This window comes from Sinorhizobium sp. CB7, from assembly GCF_041357635.1.
GTDB lineage: Bacteria > Pseudomonadota > Alphaproteobacteria > Rhizobiales > Rhizobiaceae > Rhizobium.
Genome location: NZ_JAULLL010000028.1, coordinates 1 through 21,024, shown reverse-complemented (window position 1 = coordinate 21,024; position 21,024 = coordinate 1). Strand labels below are relative to the sequence as shown.

Below are 21,024 nucleotides of genomic sequence, written 5' to 3'. Positions count from 1 at the left end.
TGGTGCTATAGATGTCAAGTGAAATCTAATTGGAGGTCGATATGAGAGTCAGTCGAGCGCAGGCCGAGGCAAATCGCGAAGCGGTCATCAATGCCGCGAGCCGGCTGTTTCGGGAGCATGGCTTTGATGGGATCGGACTGAAGGATCTGATGAAGGGCGCCGGCCTGACCCAGGGCGGATTCTATAAGCAGTTCGAGTCCAAGGACGATCTTGCGGCACTGGCTTCGAGGCGCGCGATGGAGAATGCGACCCGCAGATGGTCAGCTGCTGCTGCCGCAAGCCCTGATCCCCTTGCCGCCGTCATCGGGCTCTACCTTTCGGTGGGACATCGCGAAGAAAAGAGCGACGGTTGTCCGCTGGTGGCGCTTGGCGCAGACGCGGCACGTCAAAGTGACCAGGTCAGGGCTCCGTTCCAGGACGGGATCCGGGCTCATCTGCAAATTCTGGACGAACTCATGGAGGAGACGGAGAGCTCCAAATCCAGCGGCAAAGCAATGGTGATGCTGTCGCTTATGGTGGGCGCGGTCACGCTCTCTCGTATTGTAAAAGATGAGAGTTTGTCGCAAGGCCTCCTCGAAGTAGCGGCCGATGAAGTCAGGCGTATTGCGGGCTCTACAGCAAAGAAGGAAATGACCTCATGAACATGACCAATCTTGGCGCCCCCCAGCGCGTGCAATCGGCGCATCATGTCCCTCCGGACCAGCCGAGATCGAAACAATCCAAACTTAGCCTCGCGACGATCAACTTCATCGGTGGTGTGGCGGCATTCGGCTTGGCCGCGTCTTCGCTATATGCCGGTGAGCTGTCCACCATGGCGGCAGAGAGTATCCATATCGGCGGTTTTCATGGCGTCCTCTATTACACCAACGAAAATGACAGCTATCGCGTGATCGCAACGCTAGCGGATGGTGGGGCCGGAGTTCCGGTGCGATTCTCGGCAACCCTCGCTGAAGGGCAGTCTGCTACGATATCGATCCCAGGGAAATTGGGCGAAGCTGCCCAAAGCCTCGAGATGTCGCGCTCGGGCGACAAGCTTACCGTCACCGAAGTGGGATCGATTTCCAATCAGCAAATTGGAGCCATTGCCGAGTAATGGCCTCACCAGGTCGCCGGGGCGTGCGCCACGTCTGCTTGCGTGCGCACGCTCGAAGCCGGTAATCCAGGACAAAGAAGGAAGTGATTTCCATGAACAGGACCAATCTTGGCGTTGCCCTCGTGACAGGGGCATCGACCGGCATCGGGCACGCAACGGCCAAAGCCCTGCAGAAGGCCGGCTTTCGCGTGTTCGGAACCAGCCGTCGCGCGGTTATTGAAAGATCCGATGGCGTTACCATGCTGACCTGCGATGTAACCGATGACGCGTCCGTGACGAAAATGGTCGATGACGTTATGGCTGAGGCCGGGCGCATTGACCTGCTTGTTAACAATGCCGGCATGGGTCTGCTTGGCGGCGCGGAGGAGTCCTCGATGGCCCAGGCTCAAGCGTTGTTCGACGTGAACGTATTCGGGGTTTTCCGTGTGACGAACGCGGTGTTGTCGATAATGCGACGCCAGGGAAAGGGAAGGATCGTTAATTTGAGTTCGGTGCAGGGGTTCATCCCAGCTCCTTATTTCGCGCTTTATTCGTCGACCAAGCATGCTATCGAAGGCTATTCCGAATCGCTCGATCACGAACTGCGCCCGTTGGGCATTCGCGTCGCATTGGTCGAGCCCGCCTATACGCGTACGTCGTTCGAAGAAAATCTCGCAACTCCGGATCAGTTGCTTGATATCTATAACCGGGCGCGCGCAGGTATGAATGTAGCCGTGCGGAAAGCGATGGAAAAAGGCGATGCGCCCGAAGTGGTAGCCAAGACAGTTTGGGCGGCTGCGACCGATGCCAATCCGAAGAGGCGCTATGCGGCGGGGAAAATGGCGCGCCAGGTCAGTTTCCTGCGCCGCTTCGTTCCCGCCTCCGCTTTCGACAAAAGTCTGCGAAAGCAGCTAGGGCTGCCGGACTGACGTCGACATCAACAACGTCCTGTTTCGCTCGCCCGGCTGAGCTTTGAAGGGGTTTCAGGAGTTGACACTCCTGACGCTGCGCGAAGGTGGCCGCGCATTTGACGAGGTTTCTGATACCATTGTGGTGCACGCAAGCGTCTCCTCGGCGTAAGCGCACAGCCGTTTCAACAGCCTGAGCGGGTCCAGGGCTTCGGCTCGGGCGTTTCAGCTTTTCAGGGAATCGCAAAACCGCTCCAGCCCCTTGTTTTTGCGCAAAAAGTTAGCGGGATGTCGCCCGAAAACCGCACACACTTTTCGGCATCCCGCTCTAGGTCTTCGGCTCGGACACGACCAGCAGAGCTGAGCTAATCCCGAGCAATGGCGGCAGGACGAAACACCACATCTTGAACAGGATGAAGAGAAGGGCTGCCGCACCGCAGCCGGCCGCAAAGCCTGCAACGGCCAATGCCATGCGTGTCAGCCGGCCATGCAATACGGCCTTCGATTCCGCCGGAACGCCGCTCAATATGTCACCGATATCGATCATGATCTGCGTCGTCGTGCCGGTCATCAGCGTCGATGGCGGCGCCGAGCCGAGATGGATGCGGTGCGCGGCATTCTGGATCGCCATCGCAATCACCAGAAGCATGCCGGTCAGGACGAGCGGAGCGCTGTCGGGATGTGCGAACGGTGCGAAATAGATCGCGGAGACCGCACCTGCGATTAGAAAAGCCGACTTCGCAATCAGCATTGCACGCAACGAAACGCTGTCGGATGCCCCGATCCGATCGACGAGATAGCGTAAAACGATAATGCTTACGCAGAAGACCGGCAGGGCCAGGAGTTTCGCGATAATGCCGGACGTGCCATAGGTGAGTGCTGCGCCGAGTGTGACGAAATTGCCGGTAACATGGGCGGCAAACAGGCCGCCGAGCGCGAGAAACCCGGCCGTGTCGACGTAGCCGCCGGTGAAACTCAGAATAATGGGCAGTGCCGGGCGCATCGCGTTATGTCCCCTTCTAGAGCAATTCCAGGAAAAGTGCGAAGCGGTTTTCCGTTCGCAATTGCGTAAAAACAAAAAGTTAGAGCGGTTTTGCGCTTCCGTGAAAAGCTGAACCACCTCAATGTCTGTTCCGGCTTTTTTCGCCCAGGTCCAGCCACGCGACAAGGAGGAATCCGCCAACGAGACCGAGATGCTCGAAGAAGGAATTGGCCGCCATGAAACGTTCCTGACCGGCGGGCAATTCCCAGAAGCGGAGCGCCAGGAAGGTGGCAAGAAGGGTGAAGGCGCCGAGACCGAGTGCGCCGAGCCAGCGGAAAAAGCCCGTCACGATCATCACCGATGCAGCAAGCTCGAGAATGATAACGAACACGGCGAAGAGCGGAGCAGGCGAAAGTCCGAAATGCGTCATTTCACCGATCGCTCCGGCAAAATCGGTCAGCTTGTTGAGGCCGCCCTGGATGTAGGCGGCGCAAAGGCCGAGCAGCGCGGTGAAACGTATGGCGGAGGTGGCAAAGACCGGTCGGACGATGGCGGCCAGTCTGGTTTCGAGGGCGGCGAAGGCTGACATCGGCACCCTTTTCACACCGCCCAGCAGGCGCAGCCGAGGGCACCGAAGAAGCCCTTGAGGTCGGAGACCGGCAGTTTCGATGTCCAGGCATTGGCGTGGGCATGGCCGTGGACGCTGCAGTCGTTGGCGCAGCCGCAGCCGGCGATCATACGGCGGTTGAGCGAGTTCTTGCCCGCCTCCTCGGGATCGCCCCAGGCGGCATAGCCCTTGAAGGTGCGCACCGGCGACCAGTCCGGCATGGCCGGCGGCACCGGATTGTCTTCGTGGCCGGCGAAATCCCCGGCGCCATAGACGATCCGGCCACCGACCATGGTCAGCTCCGAGGTCAAGAACGAGATCTCGTCCTCGGCGCAGGCGAAGAAGTCCTTGTCCGGCACGATCAGATCGGCGAACTGGCCCTGTTCGATGCGGCCCTTTTTGCCTTCCTCGTTGGAGAACCAGGTGACGTTTTCCGTCCACATCCTGAGCGCCGTGTCGCGGTCGAGGCAGTTGCGGCGCGGATAGATCTGCAGGCCACCGACGGTCTTGCCTGATATCATCCAGGCAAGCGAAACCCAGGGATTGTAGGAGGCGACACGGGTGGCATCGGTGCCGGCGGAAACCCTGATGCCCTTCTCCAGCATGCGGGCAATCGGCGGCGTCGCTTCGGCCGCACCATGGCCGTAGCGCTCGACGAAATACTCGCCCTGATAAGCCATGCGGTGCTGCACGGCGATGCCACCGCCGAGCGCGGCGATGCGGTCGATCGACTGGTCGGAGATCGTCTCGGCGTGGTCGAAGAACCAGTTCAGCCCTTCGAGCGGGATGTCCTGGTTGACCTTCTCGAAAACATCGAGGGCCCGTGAGATCGTTTCGTCATAGGTGGCGTGCAGCCGCCACGGCCAGCGGTTCTCGGCCAGCACGCGCACGACAGCTTCGAGCTCGCCCTCCATCTCCGGCGGCATGTCCGGACGCGGCTCACGGAAATCCTCGAAATCGGCGGCGGAAAACACCAGCATCTCGCCGGCGCCGTTGTGGCGGAAATAGTCGTCGCCCTGCTTATACTTCACCGAGGCCGTCCAGTTGAGGAAGTCGTCCTTTTCCTGCTTCGGCTTCTGGGTGAAGAGGTTATAGGCAAGCCGCACTGTCATCTGCCCTTCATCGGCGAGCTTCTGGATGACGGCGTAGTCATCCGGATAGTTCTGGAAGCCGCCTCCGGCGTCGATGACGCCGGTGATGCCAAGGCGGTTGAGCTCACGCATGAAGTGGCGGGTGGAATTGACCTGGTAGTCGAAGGGCAGCTTTGGCCCCTTGGCGAGCGTCGCATAGAGAATGCCGGCATTGGGCTTGGCAAGCAGTAGTCCGGTTGGGTTGCCGCTGGCATCGCGGATGATCTCGCCGCCGGGTGGGTTCGGCGTGTCCCTGGTGTAGCCGACGGCGCGCACAGCCGCCCCGTTCAGGAGCGCGCGGTCATAGAGATGCAGCAGGAAAACCGGTGTGTCGGGGGCGACTGCGTTGATCTCCTCGATGGTCGGCAGCCGCTTTTCGGCAAACTGATGCTCGGTGAAGCCGCCGACGACGCGCACCCATTGCGGCGGTGGGGTGATGGCCACCTGCCGCTTCAGCATGCTCATCGCGTCGGCGAGCGAGCGCACGCCGTCCCAGCGCAGCTCCATGTTGAAGTTGAGGCCGCCGCGGACGACATGGGTATGGTTGTCGATCAGGCCGGGCAGCACGCGCTTGCCCTTGAGGTCGATGACCTTCGTATCCGGGCCGGCGAGTGCCATGATCTCGTGGTCATGGCCGACGGCGAGAAACTTGCCGTCCTTGACCGCAACTGCACTGGCGGAAGGATTGGAACGGTCGAGCGTGGTGATCAGCCCATGATGCAGGATCAGGTCGGCAGTCATCGGATGGGCCTCCGTATTCTGTTGGGATCGCGCAGCTGCACCGCCGCCCAGCGCAAGGGCGACAGTCGCGCCGAGAAAATTGCGGCGCGTCGGCATCACACCGGTGTCCTGTCGGAAGGGTTGTCGCCTTTCGGCAGATGGCCGAACATATGCGGGCGCACCTGATGCAGCCAGGAGAGAGCGGCCGGCTCGTTACGCCACAGGGTCTTGACCAGCGGCGGAAGCTGCTCGCCGACAAGGATACCGAGCAAACCGACAAGTGCGATAACGGGCGGCGCGGGAGAGCGGACGTTCAACAACCCATAGATGATGCCGACAAGAAGACCGGCTGCAAGCGAGATGACATAGACTTTCACGGCGGACGCGCTCCAAGAAAACGGAGGGGGAGAACGAAGAGGATTGCCGGGAGGCGCCGGCGAAGCCGCCGACGCCATTTCCAGACAGTTCAGCCTTTGTGCGCACCGAACATGGTCTTGGCGTAGATGATGCCGAGGCCATAGGCGCCGCCGAATTTCTTGGCGATGCCGGTCGTCAAGTCATAGGTTTCGCTGCGAGCCCAGTCGCGCTGCAGCTCGAGCATATATTGCAGTGAGGTCATCGGCTGTACGCCGGCCTGGATCATGCGTTCCATGGCGCGCTCATGCGCTTCGTCGGAAACGTCCCCGCAGGCGTCGGCAATCACATAGACTTCGAAGCCCTGATCGAGCGCGGAAAGCGTCGGGCCAACGATGCAGACGCTGGTCCAGAGGCCGCAAAAGACGAGACGGTTCTTGCCGATGGCGTTGACTTGCCTGATGACGGCAGCGTCTTCCCAGGTGTTCATCGAGGTGCGGTCGAGCAGCGGCTGACCGGGAAAGGCAGCGGTGATCTCTTCGAACATCGGACCGGAGAAGGTCTTTTCGGCAACGGTGGTCAGGATCGTCGAGACGCCAAAACCGGCAGCGGCATGGGCGACGAGCGCGGCGTTGTTGCGCAGCAGGACGGCATCGATCGACTTGGTCGCAAAGGACATCTGCGACTGGAAATCGATCATGATCAGCGTGTGGTCCTTCGGCGAAATCAGCTTTGAACCGGGTGTCGGAGTGGCATTCGTCGGCATCGTCGTCCTCGTTTGACTTGGGGTTGGCGTTGGTGCGGAAACCTAGACCGACCGTGCGGATTCTGATTGGACGTTTTCACTCTCCCTTGTCGAAAATTGCCCTCCATCGCCAAGGCGGCCAGCGATCTACTCATCACTCGCCGGCTCGTATAAACGTGACCGGCACGTCCATGACGAAACGGGAGTAACCGAACTGACCCAGCACCCGACCATATCTTCCATCCACGGTGACAAGATTTCAGTTGTGCGGATGCGCAGCAACCGGTTCCTTCACGACGAAGGCGGCCCGATTCCATGCGCCGATGCCTTCAGCGTCATTGTTCAGCTGCAGCGATTCGAAAGCCATCGGCTCTGGCGCAGCGGGCGGATGGTCTACGATGGCGGTCATGCATCGGGCGCCCTGTCGATCACCTATCTCGGAGACGAATGGCGCTGCCACCATCGCTCCCCCTTCGACAATGTGCGATTCAACATCACGCGTCAGGCACTCGATGAGTTTGCCGATGAGGCGGGCAGACCAGCACCCGGCGGCCTCAGTTGTGGAGCCGGCCGGATCGACCCGGTCGTCCAGGGACTTGCCACCGCTCTCCTGCCGGCGCTGGCTAAGCCGGCCCATTCCAGCAGCCTCTTCATCGACCATACGCTTCTGGCGTTGCAGGCGCATCTCGTCAGCCGGTATGGCGGCCTGAAACTGCCCGGTCACGCCGGCGGCCTATCCGCCAAGCAGTTGAACGTCGCAACCGCATTTCTTGCGGCAGAACCGGCCAGAGATGTCAGGATTGCGGATGTCGCTGCGGAATGCGGCCTCTCGGCCAGTTACTTCATTCGTGCTTTCAAAAAAGCGACAGGACGCACGCCGCATCGCTGGCTTCTTGAATACCGGGCGGAAAAAGCACGGCAGATGCTGCTCGGAGAGCTCTCGATCGCGGAAATCGCCGTCGCCTGCGGCTTTTCCGATCAAAGCCATTTGACACGCGTCTTCACCAACCAGTTCGGCATATCTCCAGGTCTTTGGAGGCGCCAGAGACGCGTCTGATGCCGGAAACATCGGGCTGATGCCCGGATGTGCATGCACAAATAAAAAGTTAGCCTGGATCAGATTACCTTTCCGAATTGGGGAACGGAACGGTGCTGCGCGCAGGTCGCGCGAACTGATCAACAGGCTAACCGATGCCTTTGTACATAGCACACTAATTATTCGCAAGCTACTGCAAGCCTTTTTGTGCCCTTTAGGGCTCAACTCTTTGTGATGACCACGAGAGCTGGCGTTACATCGGCGGCGTTTTCGCAGCGTCCTATGGTGGTTGTGCCACCAAAAGCAGCAATCGACCAATTATTCACCTTAGCTTGACAGTGAGTTCGGATTTTCGCGTCTTTTTTGCGACGGTCAGCATTCATATCTCAGCTATTGGGTACCGGAGGTGCCCTCCAGAAACGGTGTCACCGCGAAACAAGCGGGGTCCACTCCTCCTTAATCGCTGACATCTCGGAAAGACTAACCGCCCGGATGGATCCCGCGGATCGGCCGGGAAAGTTGAGATATTGCCCGTGCGATTGATCCCAAGCAGCGCACGGCGTCTCAAGGGAAGAGGAAATGAGTAAGATAGCAAGCATTACGATGGCGGCCGCAATCGTCGCCTCCGCATTCGTCGCCGGTACGGCTTCGGCCTCAGACTATTACGGTCCCGACGCAGACCCATACCCGAAAATGATGAGATCCGGCGGGCAGCAACCGAGCCGGACGCCCGATGTAATGCACACGGGCAGCATCAAGAAAGGCTCCGTTTCCCACAAGTCAAAGGTTATGTATCCTCGCCGAGAAACTAATAAACCGGCGACACGCCGTTAACCGGCAAGACCATACGGCTCGCCTCACAGCACGTGCGGGGGCAAGACAAGACGTCATTCCCCCGCCGGCTTGACCTCTTTGGTGACTGGATCGACCGAACCGTCGACCAGCCTGTTCCTCGGATCGGCAACGACAGCGGCCTTCCGCTTTGGCTTTTGCTTTTCGTTGTTCGCGCGGCTGTGCTGGATCTTCTCAAGGGCCTGAGGCTCTTTGTGCTTGTCATGCGGATCGTGATCGTGTGACACGCTGCTTCTCCCTTTCATTCGAAGGGGAAACCCAGCTGGCTTAATCATGTTCCGGAGAAAGTGTAACGCTCCGGACGTAGGTGAACCATACCCTTGGCGAGGCGCAGTACTGCGGCGCGGCACCCCTGATGGAAGCCGCGCACATGCTGTGTTCAAAAGATAGAGGTGCTGCACCATCGCAGCCCGGCTCCCGGTCGGCACCAATGGGACCGGCGAGAGCGTTTCAGCTTTTCATGGAAGCGCAGAACCGCTCTGACCTTTTGTTTTTATGCAAGTCCGGACGGAAAACCGCTTCGCACTTTTCCTGGAATTGCTCTACAGCGCCGTGCGTCTTTTCAGACGCACAAAGGACGCTGTAGCACTTTCAATCGCTGCATGTCTTTATCCTTAAATCGGTTCCGATTTAAGGAAACATGCAGTAGTTCATCAATCGAACTGACCGATCGCACCGTCAGAGGCTCAGGATCTCGGCTGCCATATCGTCGGAATGGGCATCGGAGTAGCCGAACATGTCTTCAGGCCGAGCCATGGCCGCTCTGACAGCAGATGTGAACTGGGCTTCAGTCAACGATCCGCTTCCGGAAGCGTCGAGGCTTTCAAAAAGCGTGGATGCCTCTTCCTCACTGAGATCTGCCGGACGCGCAGCTACAAACTCGGCTTCGCTTACGCTGCCGTCACCATCGGTGTCGAGCGACGAAAAAACCTCCGACAAATCGTTGTCATCCGGCATCGCCGGCGAAGGAGGCTGCTCAGAAGGGCGTCGCATGAGTTGGGTTAGCTCCTCAGTCGGCAATGATCCGGCGCCTTCGACGTCAAAGCTGGAGAACAGCGAGGCGGCTTGTTCTTCGCTCACATCCGAAGGCCGGGCTGCAACGAATTCCTCCTCCGTGATACTGCCATCGCCGTCAGTATCCATGGCGGAAACCATGTCCTGCCGAGAATTCGCCTCAGAGGAATTATCATCGGTCGCTCCACTGCTCTGGAGACTGAGTATCATCGACATGAGTTGGGAGATCAGTTTGTCGGCCGAACTCGAATAATCGGAATCGCTCTCAGTTGACGCCTGGGATTTGGAACTGCTGTCTGTATTCGAAGACAGGATGGATGCGATGCTGTCGCTTCCGCCTGACGCGGATGTTGATGCTGTCGTCAAATAGCGACGATAGCTATCGCTTGATATGGATGAGATGCTGGTCACGGGAGGGCTCCGGCAAAGGCGTGAAACATCATGCGCCAGAGACCAGGTAGACGATGATCTGCGGCGCGAAAAAACTGCACCGCTCATCGGTGTTACCCATGATGGCATTTTTCAGAACCACCAGTACCCAAATTATTTGTGGTCAACCTTGTGCGAGGCTTGCCTCAACTGGTTGCGCTTTCCGCTCGAAAGACATCTGCGCGATAAAGCTTGAGACAGGGCCCAACCGCCCGCTTCGCGGCTAAATTGCAAGCGAGAGAGAAAAAGACTGAAAATCTAAGGAAAACCAAGTAATTAGGAGTGGTGCCCAGAGGCGGATTCGAACCACCGACACGCGGATTTTCAATCCGCTGCTCTACCAACTGAGCTATCTGGGCATCCCGCCTCTTATGCGCGGAAGTTCTTGAAGAACCGCGGGGACTGTTGGTTCGCCCCGGAAGCGAGCGGGGTTATAGCATCTTGTCCGCCCATGTCCAGCGGCAAATGACTCTTTTTTGACTGGAAACGATATTTTGGCGATTCACTAGCAAATTGAAGGGCTTCGGGGTGGCGGGCCACTGACCCGCCCAGGCGAAGCATTCGGCGACCGCAACAGAAGGTTGCCTATTCCTTCTCGGGAAATTCGGCCTTCGCCTCGTCCTCGGTGACGGGAATCGCATAGGATCCGTTCAGCCAACGCGACAGGTCGACCGAGCGGCAGCGATCCGAACAGAATGGATAGTGCTCGCGAACGGAGGGGCGGCCGCATTCCGGGCAAGGCCGGGTCTTGCGAAGCGGCTCGACCTTAGCTCCGACCTTGATATTTTCATCGGACATAATTCAACCTTCCTGCCACCGGCTATAGGCATCGAAGCCTTCGCCGGTCAAAAGCAATACGGTTTCATATAGGGGCAGGCCGACGACATTCGTATAGGAGCCGACGATTTTCTGGACGAAAGTTCCGGCAAGTCCCTGAATTCCATAGGCGCCCGCCTTACCACGCCATTCACCGGAGCCGAGATAATTTTCGATCTCGAAGCCGGACAGCCGTTTGAAACGCACTTTGGTTTCGACGATCTTCTGCCGCAGCTTGCGGTCCGGCGTGACGAGACAGACGCCCGTATAGACCCAATGGCTGCGGCCGGAGAGGAGATGAAGCGCGGAAGAGGCATCCTCGACATACTCCACCTTCGGCAGGATGCGCCGTCCGACCGCAACGACCGTGTCGGCCGACAGGATATAGCTGCCCTGCCAGGCGATATCACCCTTGATCGCCGCCAGCGCGGCTTGCGCCTTTTCTGCGGAAAGTCGGCGAGCAAGCGAACGCGGATGCTCCGACCTCTTCGGCGTCTCGTCAATATCCATGGGCATCAGGCGGGCGGGTTCGATACCTGCCTGATTGAGCAATTCGATGCGGCGCGGTGAGCCGGAGGCCAGTATCAGCTTGTGTTTCAGCGCCATGGAAATTCGACCGTCGCAGGCAGGGGGACAAGGCCAGCTTACTTGAAGCGATAGGTAATGCGGCCCTTGGTGAGGTCGTAAGGCGTCATTTCCACAAGAACCTTATCTCCGGCCAAAACGCGGATCCGGTTCTTGCGCATACGGCCAGCCGTATGGGCTATGATTTCGTGCTCGTTTTCGAGCTTTACGCGAAACGTCGCGTTCGGCAGAAGCTCGGTAACGATACCGGGAAATTCTAGGACTTCTTCTTTCGGCATATAAGACTTTTCTTCCTGTCGGTTGATGTCCGCGGCAGGGGCCGCCGGAAATTTGCGCGGAAACTACACAATCAACAGGGGTTTGTGAACCTAATTGATTGCCTTTCTGCATTTGTTTCACGCCGATTGCGCGGCAATTCGGTCTCTCTTGACCAGGCGGCTCTCGATGAGACCAGCAAGATGATCCCTCACGGCACGATAGGCGTCGAGTATCTGGTCGCGCGTTCCCGTTGCAACCGTCGGGTCCGGCGTCGGCCAGTAGATGACTTCGACAGCGTTCGAGCGGGTGAATTCCAGGGCCACGTGATGAGCTTGGGGAGACAACGTGATGATGAGATCAAAGTAATCGTCTTCGAGCTCTTCCAGCGTTCGCGGCTGCCGACGCCCCAGCGAGAGACCGATCTCTTCCAGCACGACGTCGACGAACGAATCACGTTCTCCGGCCCGAATACCTGCCGACGCTATATAGGTCTTTGTCGGCAAAATGCTACGGGCAATCGCTTCCGCCATGGGGGAACGGATGACGTTCATTCCGCACATGAAGAGAATGGCGCCCGGCGCCTTTTTGTCAGCATCGGGAACCACGGGTGTTTCCATCGCCCTATCCGCGCCAGTAGAGCACGCAAACAAGGGTGAAGAGCCGTCGTGCGGTATCGAAATCGATGTTGATCTTGCCGTTGAGGCGGTCCTTCAGTGTCTGTGAGCCTTCATTGTGAATGGCGCGCCTGCCCATGTCGATCGCCTCGATCTTGCTTGGCGTCGCAGAACGGATCGCCTCGTAATAGCTTTCGCAGATCATAAAATAATCCTTCACGATCCGACGGAAAGGCGTCAGCGAGAGAATATGCTTGGCAACGTCGCTGTCGCCTTCGGTCTTGATGTCGAAGACCAGCTTTGAATCGACAAGCGAGATGTTGAGCCGGTAGGGACCGCCCGGATGGCCGACCGGCTCGAAGCTGTTTTCCTCGATGAGATCGAAAATGGCGACCGCGCGCTCATGCTCGGTATCGGGCGTCGAACGGCCAATCGTGTCGTCAAGGACCACATCGCAGAGCCGGTAGTCGCCCTTCGCCATGCCTTATCCTTCGAGATTGAGCCTGATGGCGACGGATCGCGCGTGAGCATCAAGCCCTTCGGAATTCGCGAGCGCGATCGCAGCCGGCCCGAGCGCGCGCAATTGCTCCGGACCGAGCCTCAGGATCGACGTCCGCTTTACGAAATCGAGCACGGAAAGGCCGGAGGAGAATCGCGCCGAGCGTGCCGTCGGCAGCACATGGTTGGAGCCGCCGACGTAGTCGCCGATGACTTCGGGCGTATGCCTGCCGATGAAAATGGCGCCAGCATTGCGGATGCCGGAAAGAAGCGTATCCGGATCGTCGAGGGCAAGTTCCAGATGTTCGGCGGCGATACGGTTGGCGAGCGGCACGGCATCCTTGAGCTCCGGCACGAGAATGATCGCGCCGAAATCCCGCCAGCTCGCGGCCGCCGTTTCAGAGCGGTTCAGCGTCTTCAACTGCCGTTCGACCGCTGCCTCGACCGAGCGAGCGAACTCGGCATCATCGGTGATCAGGATGGACTGTGCGCCCTGATCGTGCTCCGCCTGGGCAAGAAGATCGGCCGCAATCCAATCCGGATCATTGTGCCGGTCGGCAATGACGAGCACCTCGGAAGGGCCGGCAATCATGTCGATCCCGACCGTGCCGAAGACCTGGCGCTTGGCTGCGGCCACATAGGCGTTGCCGGGGCCGGTGATCTTGGCAACCGGTGCGATGGTTTCCGTACCATAAGCAAGAGCGGCGATCGCCTGAGCGCCGCCGATGCGATAGATTTCCTCGACGCCGGCCATGCGGGCAGCCGCCAGCACCGCCGGATTGACGGCGCCGCCGCTTGCCGGAACGACCATGACAACGCGGTCGACACCGGCAACCTTCGCCGGAACCGCGTTCATCAGGACAGAGCTCGGATAGCTCGCCGTACCGCCCGGGACGTAGATTCCGACCGCTTCGATCGCCGTCCACCGCGAGCCGAGGCCGACGCCGAGATCATCTTCGTAGATATCGTCCTTCGGCAACTGCCGGCGATGGTGCGACTCGATGCGCAGCGCCGCAACCTTCAGCGCGCCAAGCACTTCGGAAGGCACTACCTCGATCGCCTCATCGATTTCGGCTTCCGTCACCCGCATCGGCGAATGGGAAAAGTCGATGCCGTCGAAGCGCAGCGAATATTCCGCAAGCGCCTTGTCGCCGCGCAGCCGGACATCATCGATGATGGCGCGAACCGCGGCGTTCACATCTTCCGACACTTCCCGTTTGGTCGTCAGAAAGGCCGCGAAACGCTGCTCAAACCCTGCCGACGCCTGTTCCAGCCAGATAGCCAATGGTGAAATTCCTCTTCAGTGGAGCCGCCTGGATCGGCGGCGATCATTTCGGATGACGGGGTTTCGAAGTCGTTTCCCACGCACCGCCGATATCCGCAAGCTGAACTTCAATACATTCCACGTCGAGGGCGATGCTTGCCGTGCCAGCCAATGTCAGCTCGAGCGTTCCCTCCGGCCCCTCGCCTTTCTGATCGAAGCGGATCGCAAGCAGCGACAGAACCTCGTCCGCATTATTGCGATCAACGCCGGTGGACCGCACAGTCAGGACCCGCTTGAAGACAAGCGCGGCACGATGGCGCTCGAAGGGCTTGCGCTTCTTTTCCGCGTCTTCCCAGACGAAACGGTTGGCAACGAGCGAAAACTGCCGGTCCCGCGGCGACCAGGCAAGATCCCCCACCTTGAAGACGCTGTCCTGCATATGTGCGGAAAGCACGGCAAGATCTTCGCTGTCGAGCGCCACGAGCCTGAGATCGGTCATTCGCACATTTTCCCCATCACCATTCCGATGCCGGACGGCATCCTGAAATGGAGATAAGACGTAGCGAGAGATTAGGCAACCGGTCAGAATGCTTCATTCCCACCGGCCGTCGACCCGTTTTTTCTATTCGCTGAGCCGTTGGACGACGGCGCCGCACCGGCCCAGTTTTTCCTCGAGCCGCTCAAAGCCGCGATCGAGGTGATAGACGCGCGACACCGTGGTTTCGCCCTCAGCCGCGAGCGCCGCGATGACAAGGGAAACGGAAGCACGCAGATCGGTCGCCATGACCGGCGCTCCACGCAAACGCTGCACGCCCTCGATCTTCGCCGTCTGGCCGGAAAGGGAGATCCTGGCGCCGAGCCGCGCCAGTTCCTGCACATGCATGAAGCGGTTTTCGAAGATCGTCTCCGTGATGTGCGAAATGCCCGATGAGCGCGTCATCAGGGCCATGAACTGCGCCTGCAGGTCCGTCGGGAAGCCGGGGAACGGGTCGGTGACGATATCGACCGGCTCGATGCCGCTGCCGTTGCGCCTGACGCGGACACCGTTGTTGGTCGCGGAAATTTCGGCACCGGCGCGGCGGAGCGCGTCCAGCGCCGTCTCCAGCAGAGCCATGTCGGTATTCTCCAGCCGAACGTCGCCGCCCGCCATGGCGACGGCCATGGCATAGGTGCCTGTCTCGATGCGATCCGGCAGGACACGGTGACGGGCACCGGAAAGCGAGGTCACGCCCTCTACCGTGATCGTGCTCGTTCCCGCGCCGGTGATCTTGGCACCCATCTGATTGAGGCAATTGGCGAGATCGGCCACTTCCGGCTCACGCGCGGCGTTGCCGATCACGGTCGTGCCACGGGCGAGCGTTGCCGCCATCATCATCACATGGGTCGCACCGACTGAAACCTTGGGAAAGGTGTAGTGCGCACCGATCAGGCCACCGGCCGGAGCCGTGGCATTGATATAGCCGGCATCGATTTCCATGTTGGCGCCGAGCGCTGTCAGGCCCTCTATGAAGAGATCGACAGGGCGCGTGCCGATGGCGCAGCCGCCTGGAAGCGAAACGCGCGCCTGGCCGACGCGGGCCAGCAGCGGCCCGATGACCCAGAAGCTCGCGCGCATCTTCGAGACAAGTTCGTAATGGGCGGTGGTGTCGGCGACGGTGCGGCAGGTGAAATGGATCGTGCGGGAATAGCCGTCTTCCTGGCGCTCACGCCGGCCGTTGACGGCAACATCGACGCCATGGTTGCCGAGGATGCGCATCAGAAGCTCGACATCGGCGAGATGCGGTACGTTTTCGAGCGTCAGAGTATCGCTGGTCAGAAGCGAGGCGATCATCAAGGGCAAGGCTGCATTCTTGGCGCCGGAAATCGGAATGACACCGTTAAGCTCATTGCCGCCGACAATCCTGATACGATCCATGTACACTTACGGGCGGTGCCCGCCTTTCCTGAAAGTTCTTTGCCTTGAAAAAGAAGGTGGGCTTTAGCCGAATTCCCGATGCGCTTCAATTCGAGCGCGCAACGAACATTACGATTCGTCCATTTTTGCGGCAGGTAATCCATCCGTCTCGTCCGCGCGCCCGGCACGGCGCGCCCGCAGCTGCTGCTTGCGGCGCTGCAGATTTTCCCTCAGCTTCGCAGCCTCGCGCTCGCGACGTCGTTCGGCCTCGGTCTTTTGCCTTGCCGATGCAGCCTCGCTACCGTCCGCCGTCGCTGCCAATCCTTGATCTTCTTTCGCCCCGTCACACATACACATTTCTTAGCGGAAATCGTGCTCTTTCAAAAGTGCCGGCAAACGTGCCGGTGCCTTTCCAGAGAATGTTGCGGCTAAGTTGGAATTGCGGCTTGCGCTTGCCTCCAAGCTGTGGCAATAGGCGCCACGCTCGACATGACGCAAGCGTCACGTCATGAATGCTGCTATAGCTCAGGGGTAGAGCACTCCCTTGGTAAGGGAGAGGCCGAGAGTTCAAATCTCTCTAGCAGCACCAGTTTTTCCCATTTATTCCGACATTGAACCGGGGCATTTGGCTACAACGCGGCCAGGGCATTTGAAACGTCGCCTGGGTCATTGCAAGCCACATAGCTCTGAGAGCCGAGATTGTGCCCAGGAACGCGTGAAGTTCTGTATTTCCGGCAGTGTTTCCAAAGCTTCGCCGATTGCGCCGCCAAAGCTCACATGGGATTCTGTTATCCTACACGCACCGATATCCAGGGTGACTTTTGCTACAGCGCTGCCGTTGAGAGCTGGGAGTTTCAAGAGGCCTCCCGAACCTGCCTCGCAACTCAATGATGCCTTTGCCGTGATCGACACGCCGTTTGGCGCTGTGCAGACGTCCACCGCAGTGACCTCGAACTTTTTGGTTCGATCCGGGCCGCCGGGAAGTTGCTCGCACAGTTTGACTGTCGTGAATGTCTTGGCAAGACGCGGCCATTCCGGACTTTTCAAAGCCGACCAGCAGTCGGCGACGGCGGGAGCAGGCAGCAAAGGCGAGACCACGGCCGCGATGCAGGCAATTTTTACACCACGTGTAAGCCGCCCCCCGCTCGATCGCGTGCCAAGCGGGCCACAATGAATCAGATATTGGAACGCTTGAGCAAAACCTTCATTCATGGTTGACCTGCCTGTTGTATCGGTTGCTTGCAAGACGCGAGCTCATAGCCGTTTTGCCGGCCTTTTCCCAGTTTCTTGCCCGACGCTTGTTCTGTGCCGAACAGGAATGCGCCACTCAAACTAAATTACGATAAAACTTCAAATCATTTGCGTCGATTTATGGGGAGGCCACACGGAACATGTACTGCGTCCTTCATGCCGGATGCTTTTCGATAAAGCATCGCGCCGCGACACTTCGCGCGCTGCGTTCGCGGCAATAATCTTAGTGGATGTCGACTTTGTCTTACTGCTTTCGGCGATGAGGACTAGGCGTAGGTCCCATGGCCATCGCGCTTCCAGGCATCCGCCTCCGAGGTATCTCTACCGACAATGAGGAGGCTAAATGAACGATAGGACGTGTTTCTGCCCTCGGCGAAACTTCGATAAATCATATTAATTAGAGACTTCTTTAACAGAATCAGTGTACCCTTCCCCTAAGCACGAGGTCAAACAACGGCCCGGCGACACTGGAAGGGACAAGTATTGGCTTATGAATCAACGACGAAGCGCGAATTCGGTCGGGGATTGTTCATGGCGGGAGCTGCCATCTTGATGCTGGCAACGCTCTTCGTCTTCCCGGTCGTTCTGCTTCTGCAGTAACTAAAGGCTCGCACGCCGGTCGAAATTTAGTGGCGGCGTAAGCGGTGCTCGCGATTTCTTGAAGTGCTCCCTCGGCAAACCTGTTTTGCCGCGTGTCTGCTTATTATATGATCAGGCAGTGAAAACGGGGGTTCACTCATGAAAGCGTTTCCGTACGCTCTGCTGGCAATCGCTTTAGTGACGACTGCCACGCTGACCGCCTGCACGGCCACCACATTCGGCCCCGGACTCGAACCGATCCCCGGCAGCATTACCTATGGCGGCCAGCCGCGAACCAAACTGACGAGGTCACCCATAGGTAGTTCGTTTCCCCATGAATTCAGAGATAACCAAGGACGGCTGGTGGAAGAGATCTACATCATCCAGCCGGATAGAAGCTTAAGCATCGCGCGCAGGCAGTATCTCAATCGTGATGACGACAACTTTATTATAAGGTTGCGCCATTAGAGCCGGATGTCGCTCGAAAACCGCACACATTTTTCGGCATCCCGCTCTTGAGCTGCAAACGTGCGGAGGCACTGCGCGAACGGTCACGAATTCTTGAGATGCTCGAAAGGCGTCAGCCTCTGGTTGCGACAGGCCGGAACCATATATCATCCGGCATCGCGATCGGGGGACTTGGCATGAAAACGCTTCTGCCTGCGAACGGAAAATTATTTCGCGCTTTGCCTGGAATTGCCATAACCACAGCAATCATTCTTTCCGCCTGCACAACGCCAATCACATCCGGCCCGGGTCTCGCACCGATTCCCGGCAGCATCACCTATGGCGGGCAGCCGCGGACGAAACTGACGAAGTCCCCGATAGGAAGCACCTTCCCCCACATGTTCCGGGATGAATTCGGCCGGCGCGTCGAAGAAACCTACCAGATCCAGCCGGACAGGAGCCTCAAGATCCTGCAGCGGGAATACATCTCCGACACCTCGAACGATTGAAAATTCCGGTCGTGGCAGTCATCGCCGGCATGATAGATCTCCTCCACAGGTCCTTGCTTGACAGGGATGCCATTTTGGGAACATTCAACGAACGATCGCTTCCAGGCGGCGCTGATTCTCTCCGCCTGGCGGAGAGAAGGCTCCGTAATTCAAAGTGTTACAGCGACCTTTGTGCATCTTATTAAGACGCACGGCGCTGTAGAGGCGCGAGGACGGACGGCCGGATGTATCTCGAAAAACTCAATGTCCAGCAGCGCATGGCGGTCGAGCACGGAACGCTCGACGGGACTGGCCACATCTCCGGCCCACTGCTGGTCATTGCGGGGGCCGGCTCCGGCAAGACCAATACGCTTGCCCATCGCGTCGCGCACCTGATCGTCAAGGGCGCCGATCCGCGGCGTATCCTGCTGATGACCTTCTCACGGCGGGCGGCGGCGGAGATGGCGCGCCGGGTCGAACGGATCTGCGTGCAGGTTCTGGGCAACAATGCCGGCATCATGACCGATGCGCTCGCCTGGGCGGGCACGTTCCACGGCATTGGCGCCCGGCTGCTCAGGGATTATGCCGAACAGATCGGCCTCGACCCCGCCTTCACGATTCACGATCGTGAAGACAGTGCCGACCTGATGAACCTCATACGGCACGAGCTCGGCTTCTCGAAGATGGAAAGCCGCTTTCCGACAAAGACGACCTGTCTTGCCATCTATTCCCGCGCGGTCAATTCCGAAACCGCTTTGGAGGCCGTGCTGCGCGACAGCTTTCCCTGGTGCGCCACCTGGGAAAAGCAGCTCAAGGAACTCTTTTCCGCCTATGTCGACGCAAAGCAGGCGCAGAACGTCCTCGATTATGACGACCTCCTGCTCTACTGGGCGCAGATGGTCACCGAACCTGTCATCGCGCAGGATATCGGCGAGCGGTTCGACCACGTGCTCGTCGACGAATATCAGGATACCAACCGGCTGCAGGCGTCGATCCTGCTGGCGTTGAAGCCGGGGGGGCGCGGGCTTACCGTCGTCGGCGACGATGCCCAGTCGATCTATTCCTTTCGCGCCGCCACAGTTCGCAACATTCTCGACTTTCCGACCTCGTTCAGCCCGGCGGCCGACATCGTCACGCTCGACCGAAACTATCGCTCGACCCAGCCCATCCTTGCAGCCGCCAATGCAGTGATCGAGCTTGCCTCCGAACGCTTCACCAAGAACCTATGGACGGAACGCGAATCGGCTCAGCGCCCGCGTCTCGTCACGGTTCGCGACGAGACGGATCAGGCGCGCTATGTCGCCGATCATGTTCTCGACAACCGCGAGAGCGGAACGCGGCTGAAGCAGCAGGCGGTTCTCTTTCGCGCCTCGCATCATAGCGGGCCGTTGGAGGTCGAGCTTACCCGCCGTAACATTCCCTTCGTCAAATATGGCGGCCTGAAGTTTCTCGACAGCGCCCATGTCAAGGACATGCTGGCCGCGCTGCGCTTCACGCAGAACCCGAGGGATCGGGTGGCCGGTTTCCGCCTGATGCAGCTCCTGCCGGGCATCGGACCTTCGACGGCGCAGCGCACGCTCGACCGCATGGCAGAAACGCCGGATCCGCTCAGCACTCTTACCGAAATCCCGGCGCCCCCGCGCTCTGGTGCTGACTGGTCGGCCTTCGTTTCCGTGCTGCAGGAGCTGAAGACGGGCAATGCCGGCTGGCCGGCCGAGATCGGGCTGCTGCGTCAATGGTACGAACCGCATCTGGAACGGCTGCATGAGGACGCCTCTACACGCCAGGCGGATCTGATCCAACTCGAGCAGATCGCCGGCGGCTATGCCTCACGCGAGCGCTTTCTTACCGAGCTGACGCTTGATCCGCCCGATGCGACAAGCGATCAGGCGGGCATGCCGCTGATGGAGGAGGACTACCTCATCCTTTCGACCATCCATTCCGCCAAGGGGCAGGAATGGACGAAAGTCTTCATGCTGAACGTGGTCGACGGCTGCATCCCCTCCGATCTCGCCGTCGGCACAACGGCGGAAATCGAGGAAGAACGGCGGCTGCTCTATGTCGCCATGACCCGCGCCAGGGACGGTCTCGACCTGGTCGTGCCGCAGCGTTTCTTCACGCATGGTCAGAATGCGCAGGGCGACCGGCACGTCTATGCCTCGCGCACGCGTTTCATACCAGCGACATTGCTGCAGTTCTTCGAGGTCTGTGGCTGGCCCCAGGTCAAGGCGGAAACAGCTGCGTCACAGCAGGCCAGGCAGATCCGCGTCGATGTCGGCGCGCGGATGCGCGGGATGTGGCGGTAGCGGCGGAGTGGGATTTGATGGCAGGCTGTTGTAATTGCTGAGAGATTCCCCCTCACCCTGCCCTCTCCCCGAGGGGAGAGGGAACGATCGAGCAAGCGGCGAACTCCCCTTCTCCCCGGCGGGCTATTAGATTCACACATTGTCGAAAGCGGAGAGGAGGAGGGATACGCCGCGC

25 protein-coding genes and 2 tRNA genes are annotated in these 21,024 nt (G+C 59.3%); 8 read left to right on the top strand and 19 right to left on the bottom strand.

Features of this window, described 5'->3' with window-relative positions; translation table 11 throughout:
- The first annotated feature begins 41 nt into the window (after positions 1 to 41).
- From AAE029_RS33260 to AAE029_RS33250, 3 genes are all read left to right on the top strand, one after another.
- A complete protein-coding gene (locus AAE029_RS33260) occupies positions 42 to 641 on the top strand; it encodes a TetR/AcrR family transcriptional regulator (protein ID WP_371077204.1) in 600 nt (199 codons plus the stop codon).
- A 2-nt stretch (positions 642 to 643) separates the two neighbouring features.
- Positions 644 to 1,093, top strand: a complete 450-nt coding sequence (locus AAE029_RS33255) for a hypothetical protein (protein ID WP_371077203.1) — start codon at positions 644 to 646, stop codon at positions 1,091 to 1,093.
- Between the two features lie 92 nt (positions 1,094 to 1,185).
- Positions 1,186 to 2,001 carry an oxidoreductase gene (locus AAE029_RS33250; protein WP_371077202.1) on the top strand — a complete coding sequence of 272 codons (816 nt, stop codon included), beginning with the start codon at positions 1,186 to 1,188 and terminating at the stop codon, positions 1,999 to 2,001.
- A gap of 307 nt (positions 2,002 to 2,308) precedes the next feature.
- Here the strand turns inward: AAE029_RS33250 and AAE029_RS33245 are convergent, their stop codons facing one another.
- The 6 genes from AAE029_RS33245 to AAE029_RS33220 form a co-directional block, all read right to left on the bottom strand.
- Entirely contained in the window at positions 2,309 to 2,983 is a 675-nt protein-coding gene (locus AAE029_RS33245) for a YoaK family protein (protein ID WP_371077201.1), read from the bottom strand.
- A 118-nt stretch (positions 2,984 to 3,101) separates the two neighbouring features.
- On the bottom strand, positions 3,102 to 3,551 hold the full coding sequence (locus tag AAE029_RS33240) for a DoxX family protein (protein ID WP_371077200.1): 450 nt from the start codon (positions 3,549 to 3,551) through the stop codon (positions 3,102 to 3,104).
- An 11-nt stretch (positions 3,552 to 3,562) separates the two neighbouring features.
- Positions 3,563 to 5,536: an amidohydrolase gene (locus AAE029_RS33235; RefSeq protein WP_371077199.1), complete on the bottom strand. Its 1,974-nt coding sequence runs from the start codon at positions 5,534 to 5,536 to the stop codon at positions 3,563 to 3,565.
- Entirely contained in the window at positions 5,536 to 5,796 is a 261-nt protein-coding gene (locus tag AAE029_RS33230; RefSeq protein ID WP_371077198.1) for a XapX domain-containing protein, read from the bottom strand. The genes AAE029_RS33235 and AAE029_RS33230 overlap by 1 nt, the downstream gene beginning before the upstream one ends.
- 89 nt (positions 5,797 to 5,885) lie before the next feature.
- Entirely contained in the window at positions 5,886 to 6,539 is a 654-nt protein-coding gene (locus AAE029_RS33225) for a hydrolase (RefSeq protein ID WP_371077197.1), read from the bottom strand.
- 238 nt (positions 6,540 to 6,777) lie between these two features.
- Entirely contained in the window at positions 6,778 to 6,927 is a 150-nt protein-coding gene (locus AAE029_RS33220) for a hypothetical protein (protein ID WP_371077196.1), read from the bottom strand.
- Here AAE029_RS33220 and AAE029_RS33215 point away from each other — a divergent pair.
- Positions 6,907 to 7,575, top strand: a complete 669-nt coding sequence (locus AAE029_RS33215; RefSeq protein ID WP_371077195.1) for a helix-turn-helix transcriptional regulator — start codon at positions 6,907 to 6,909, stop codon at positions 7,573 to 7,575. The genes AAE029_RS33220 and AAE029_RS33215 overlap by 21 nt on opposite strands.
- A gap of 866 nt (positions 7,576 to 8,441) precedes the next feature.
- On the opposite strand, the gene AAE029_RS33210 is transcribed toward AAE029_RS33215, so the two are convergent.
- The 12 genes from AAE029_RS33210 to AAE029_RS33155 all read right to left on the bottom strand — a co-directional run bounded on the left by AAE029_RS33210 (position 8,442) and on the right by AAE029_RS33155 (position 16,099).
- A complete protein-coding gene (locus AAE029_RS33210) occupies positions 8,442 to 8,633 on the bottom strand; it encodes a hypothetical protein (protein ID WP_371077194.1) in 192 nt (63 codons plus the stop codon).
- Between the two features lie 451 nt (positions 8,634 to 9,084).
- Positions 9,085 to 9,831: an EF-hand domain-containing protein gene (locus AAE029_RS33205; RefSeq protein ID WP_371077193.1), complete on the bottom strand. Its 747-nt coding sequence runs from the start codon at positions 9,829 to 9,831 to the stop codon at positions 9,085 to 9,087.
- 301 nt (positions 9,832 to 10,132) lie between these two features.
- Positions 10,133 to 10,208, bottom strand: a tRNA-Phe gene (locus tag AAE029_RS33200).
- A 226-nt stretch (positions 10,209 to 10,434) separates the two neighbouring features.
- Positions 10,435 to 10,647 (bottom strand): DNA gyrase inhibitor YacG, encoded by a 213-nt coding sequence (gene yacG, locus AAE029_RS33195; protein ID WP_371077192.1) that lies wholly within the window; start codon positions 10,645 to 10,647, stop codon positions 10,435 to 10,437.
- Positions 10,648 to 10,650: 3 nt separating this feature from the next.
- Positions 10,651 to 11,271 (bottom strand): Maf-like protein, encoded by a 621-nt coding sequence (locus tag AAE029_RS33190; RefSeq protein ID WP_371077191.1) that lies wholly within the window; start codon positions 11,269 to 11,271, stop codon positions 10,651 to 10,653.
- A gap of 38 nt (positions 11,272 to 11,309) precedes the next feature.
- Entirely contained in the window at positions 11,310 to 11,528 is a 219-nt protein-coding gene (infA, locus tag AAE029_RS33185; protein ID WP_003545338.1) for a translation initiation factor IF-1, read from the bottom strand.
- A gap of 117 nt (positions 11,529 to 11,645) precedes the next feature.
- A complete protein-coding gene (locus AAE029_RS33180; RefSeq protein ID WP_371077190.1) occupies positions 11,646 to 12,125 on the bottom strand; it encodes a low molecular weight phosphatase family protein in 480 nt (159 codons plus the stop codon).
- A 4-nt stretch (positions 12,126 to 12,129) separates the two neighbouring features.
- Positions 12,130 to 12,603, bottom strand: coding sequence for a UPF0262 family protein (locus AAE029_RS33175; RefSeq protein ID WP_371077189.1), 474 nt, complete (start codon positions 12,601 to 12,603; stop codon positions 12,130 to 12,132).
- Between the two features lie 3 nt (positions 12,604 to 12,606).
- A complete protein-coding gene (gene hisD / locus AAE029_RS33170; protein WP_371077188.1) occupies positions 12,607 to 13,905 on the bottom strand; it encodes a histidinol dehydrogenase in 1,299 nt (432 codons plus the stop codon).
- Between the two features lie 43 nt (positions 13,906 to 13,948).
- Positions 13,949 to 14,383, bottom strand: a complete 435-nt coding sequence (locus tag AAE029_RS33165) for a DUF2948 family protein (RefSeq protein WP_371077187.1) — start codon at positions 14,381 to 14,383, stop codon at positions 13,949 to 13,951.
- Positions 14,384 to 14,506: 123 nt separating this feature from the next.
- Entirely contained in the window at positions 14,507 to 15,799 is a 1,293-nt protein-coding gene (gene murA, locus AAE029_RS33160; RefSeq protein ID WP_371077186.1) for a UDP-N-acetylglucosamine 1-carboxyvinyltransferase, read from the bottom strand.
- Between the two features lie 108 nt (positions 15,800 to 15,907).
- Entirely contained in the window at positions 15,908 to 16,099 is a 192-nt protein-coding gene (locus AAE029_RS33155; protein WP_371077185.1) for a hypothetical protein, read from the bottom strand.
- Between the two features lie 193 nt (positions 16,100 to 16,292).
- Here AAE029_RS33155 and AAE029_RS33150 point away from each other — a divergent pair.
- Positions 16,293 to 16,367 (top strand) — tRNA-Thr (locus tag AAE029_RS33150).
- Positions 16,368 to 16,444: 77 nt separating this feature from the next.
- Here AAE029_RS33150 and AAE029_RS33145 read toward each other — a convergent pair.
- On the bottom strand, positions 16,445 to 16,990 hold the full coding sequence (locus AAE029_RS33145; protein ID WP_371077184.1) for a hypothetical protein: 546 nt from the start codon (positions 16,988 to 16,990) through the stop codon (positions 16,445 to 16,447).
- Between the two features lie 777 nt (positions 16,991 to 17,767).
- On the opposite strand from AAE029_RS33145, the gene AAE029_RS33140 reads away from it, so the two are divergent.
- The 3 genes from AAE029_RS33140 (at position 17,768) to AAE029_RS33130 (ending at position 20,849) form a co-directional block, all read left to right on the top strand.
- Positions 17,768 to 18,076, top strand: a complete 309-nt coding sequence (locus tag AAE029_RS33140; protein WP_371077183.1) for a hypothetical protein — start codon at positions 17,768 to 17,770, stop codon at positions 18,074 to 18,076.
- A 176-nt stretch (positions 18,077 to 18,252) separates the two neighbouring features.
- Positions 18,253 to 18,564 (top strand): hypothetical protein, encoded by a 312-nt coding sequence (locus tag AAE029_RS33135; protein ID WP_371077182.1) that lies wholly within the window; start codon positions 18,253 to 18,255, stop codon positions 18,562 to 18,564.
- 224 nt (positions 18,565 to 18,788) lie between these two features.
- Positions 18,789 to 20,849 (top strand): ATP-dependent helicase, encoded by a 2,061-nt coding sequence (locus tag AAE029_RS33130; RefSeq protein WP_371077181.1) that lies wholly within the window; start codon positions 18,789 to 18,791, stop codon positions 20,847 to 20,849.
- The last annotated feature ends 175 nt before the right edge of the window (positions 20,850 to 21,024 follow it).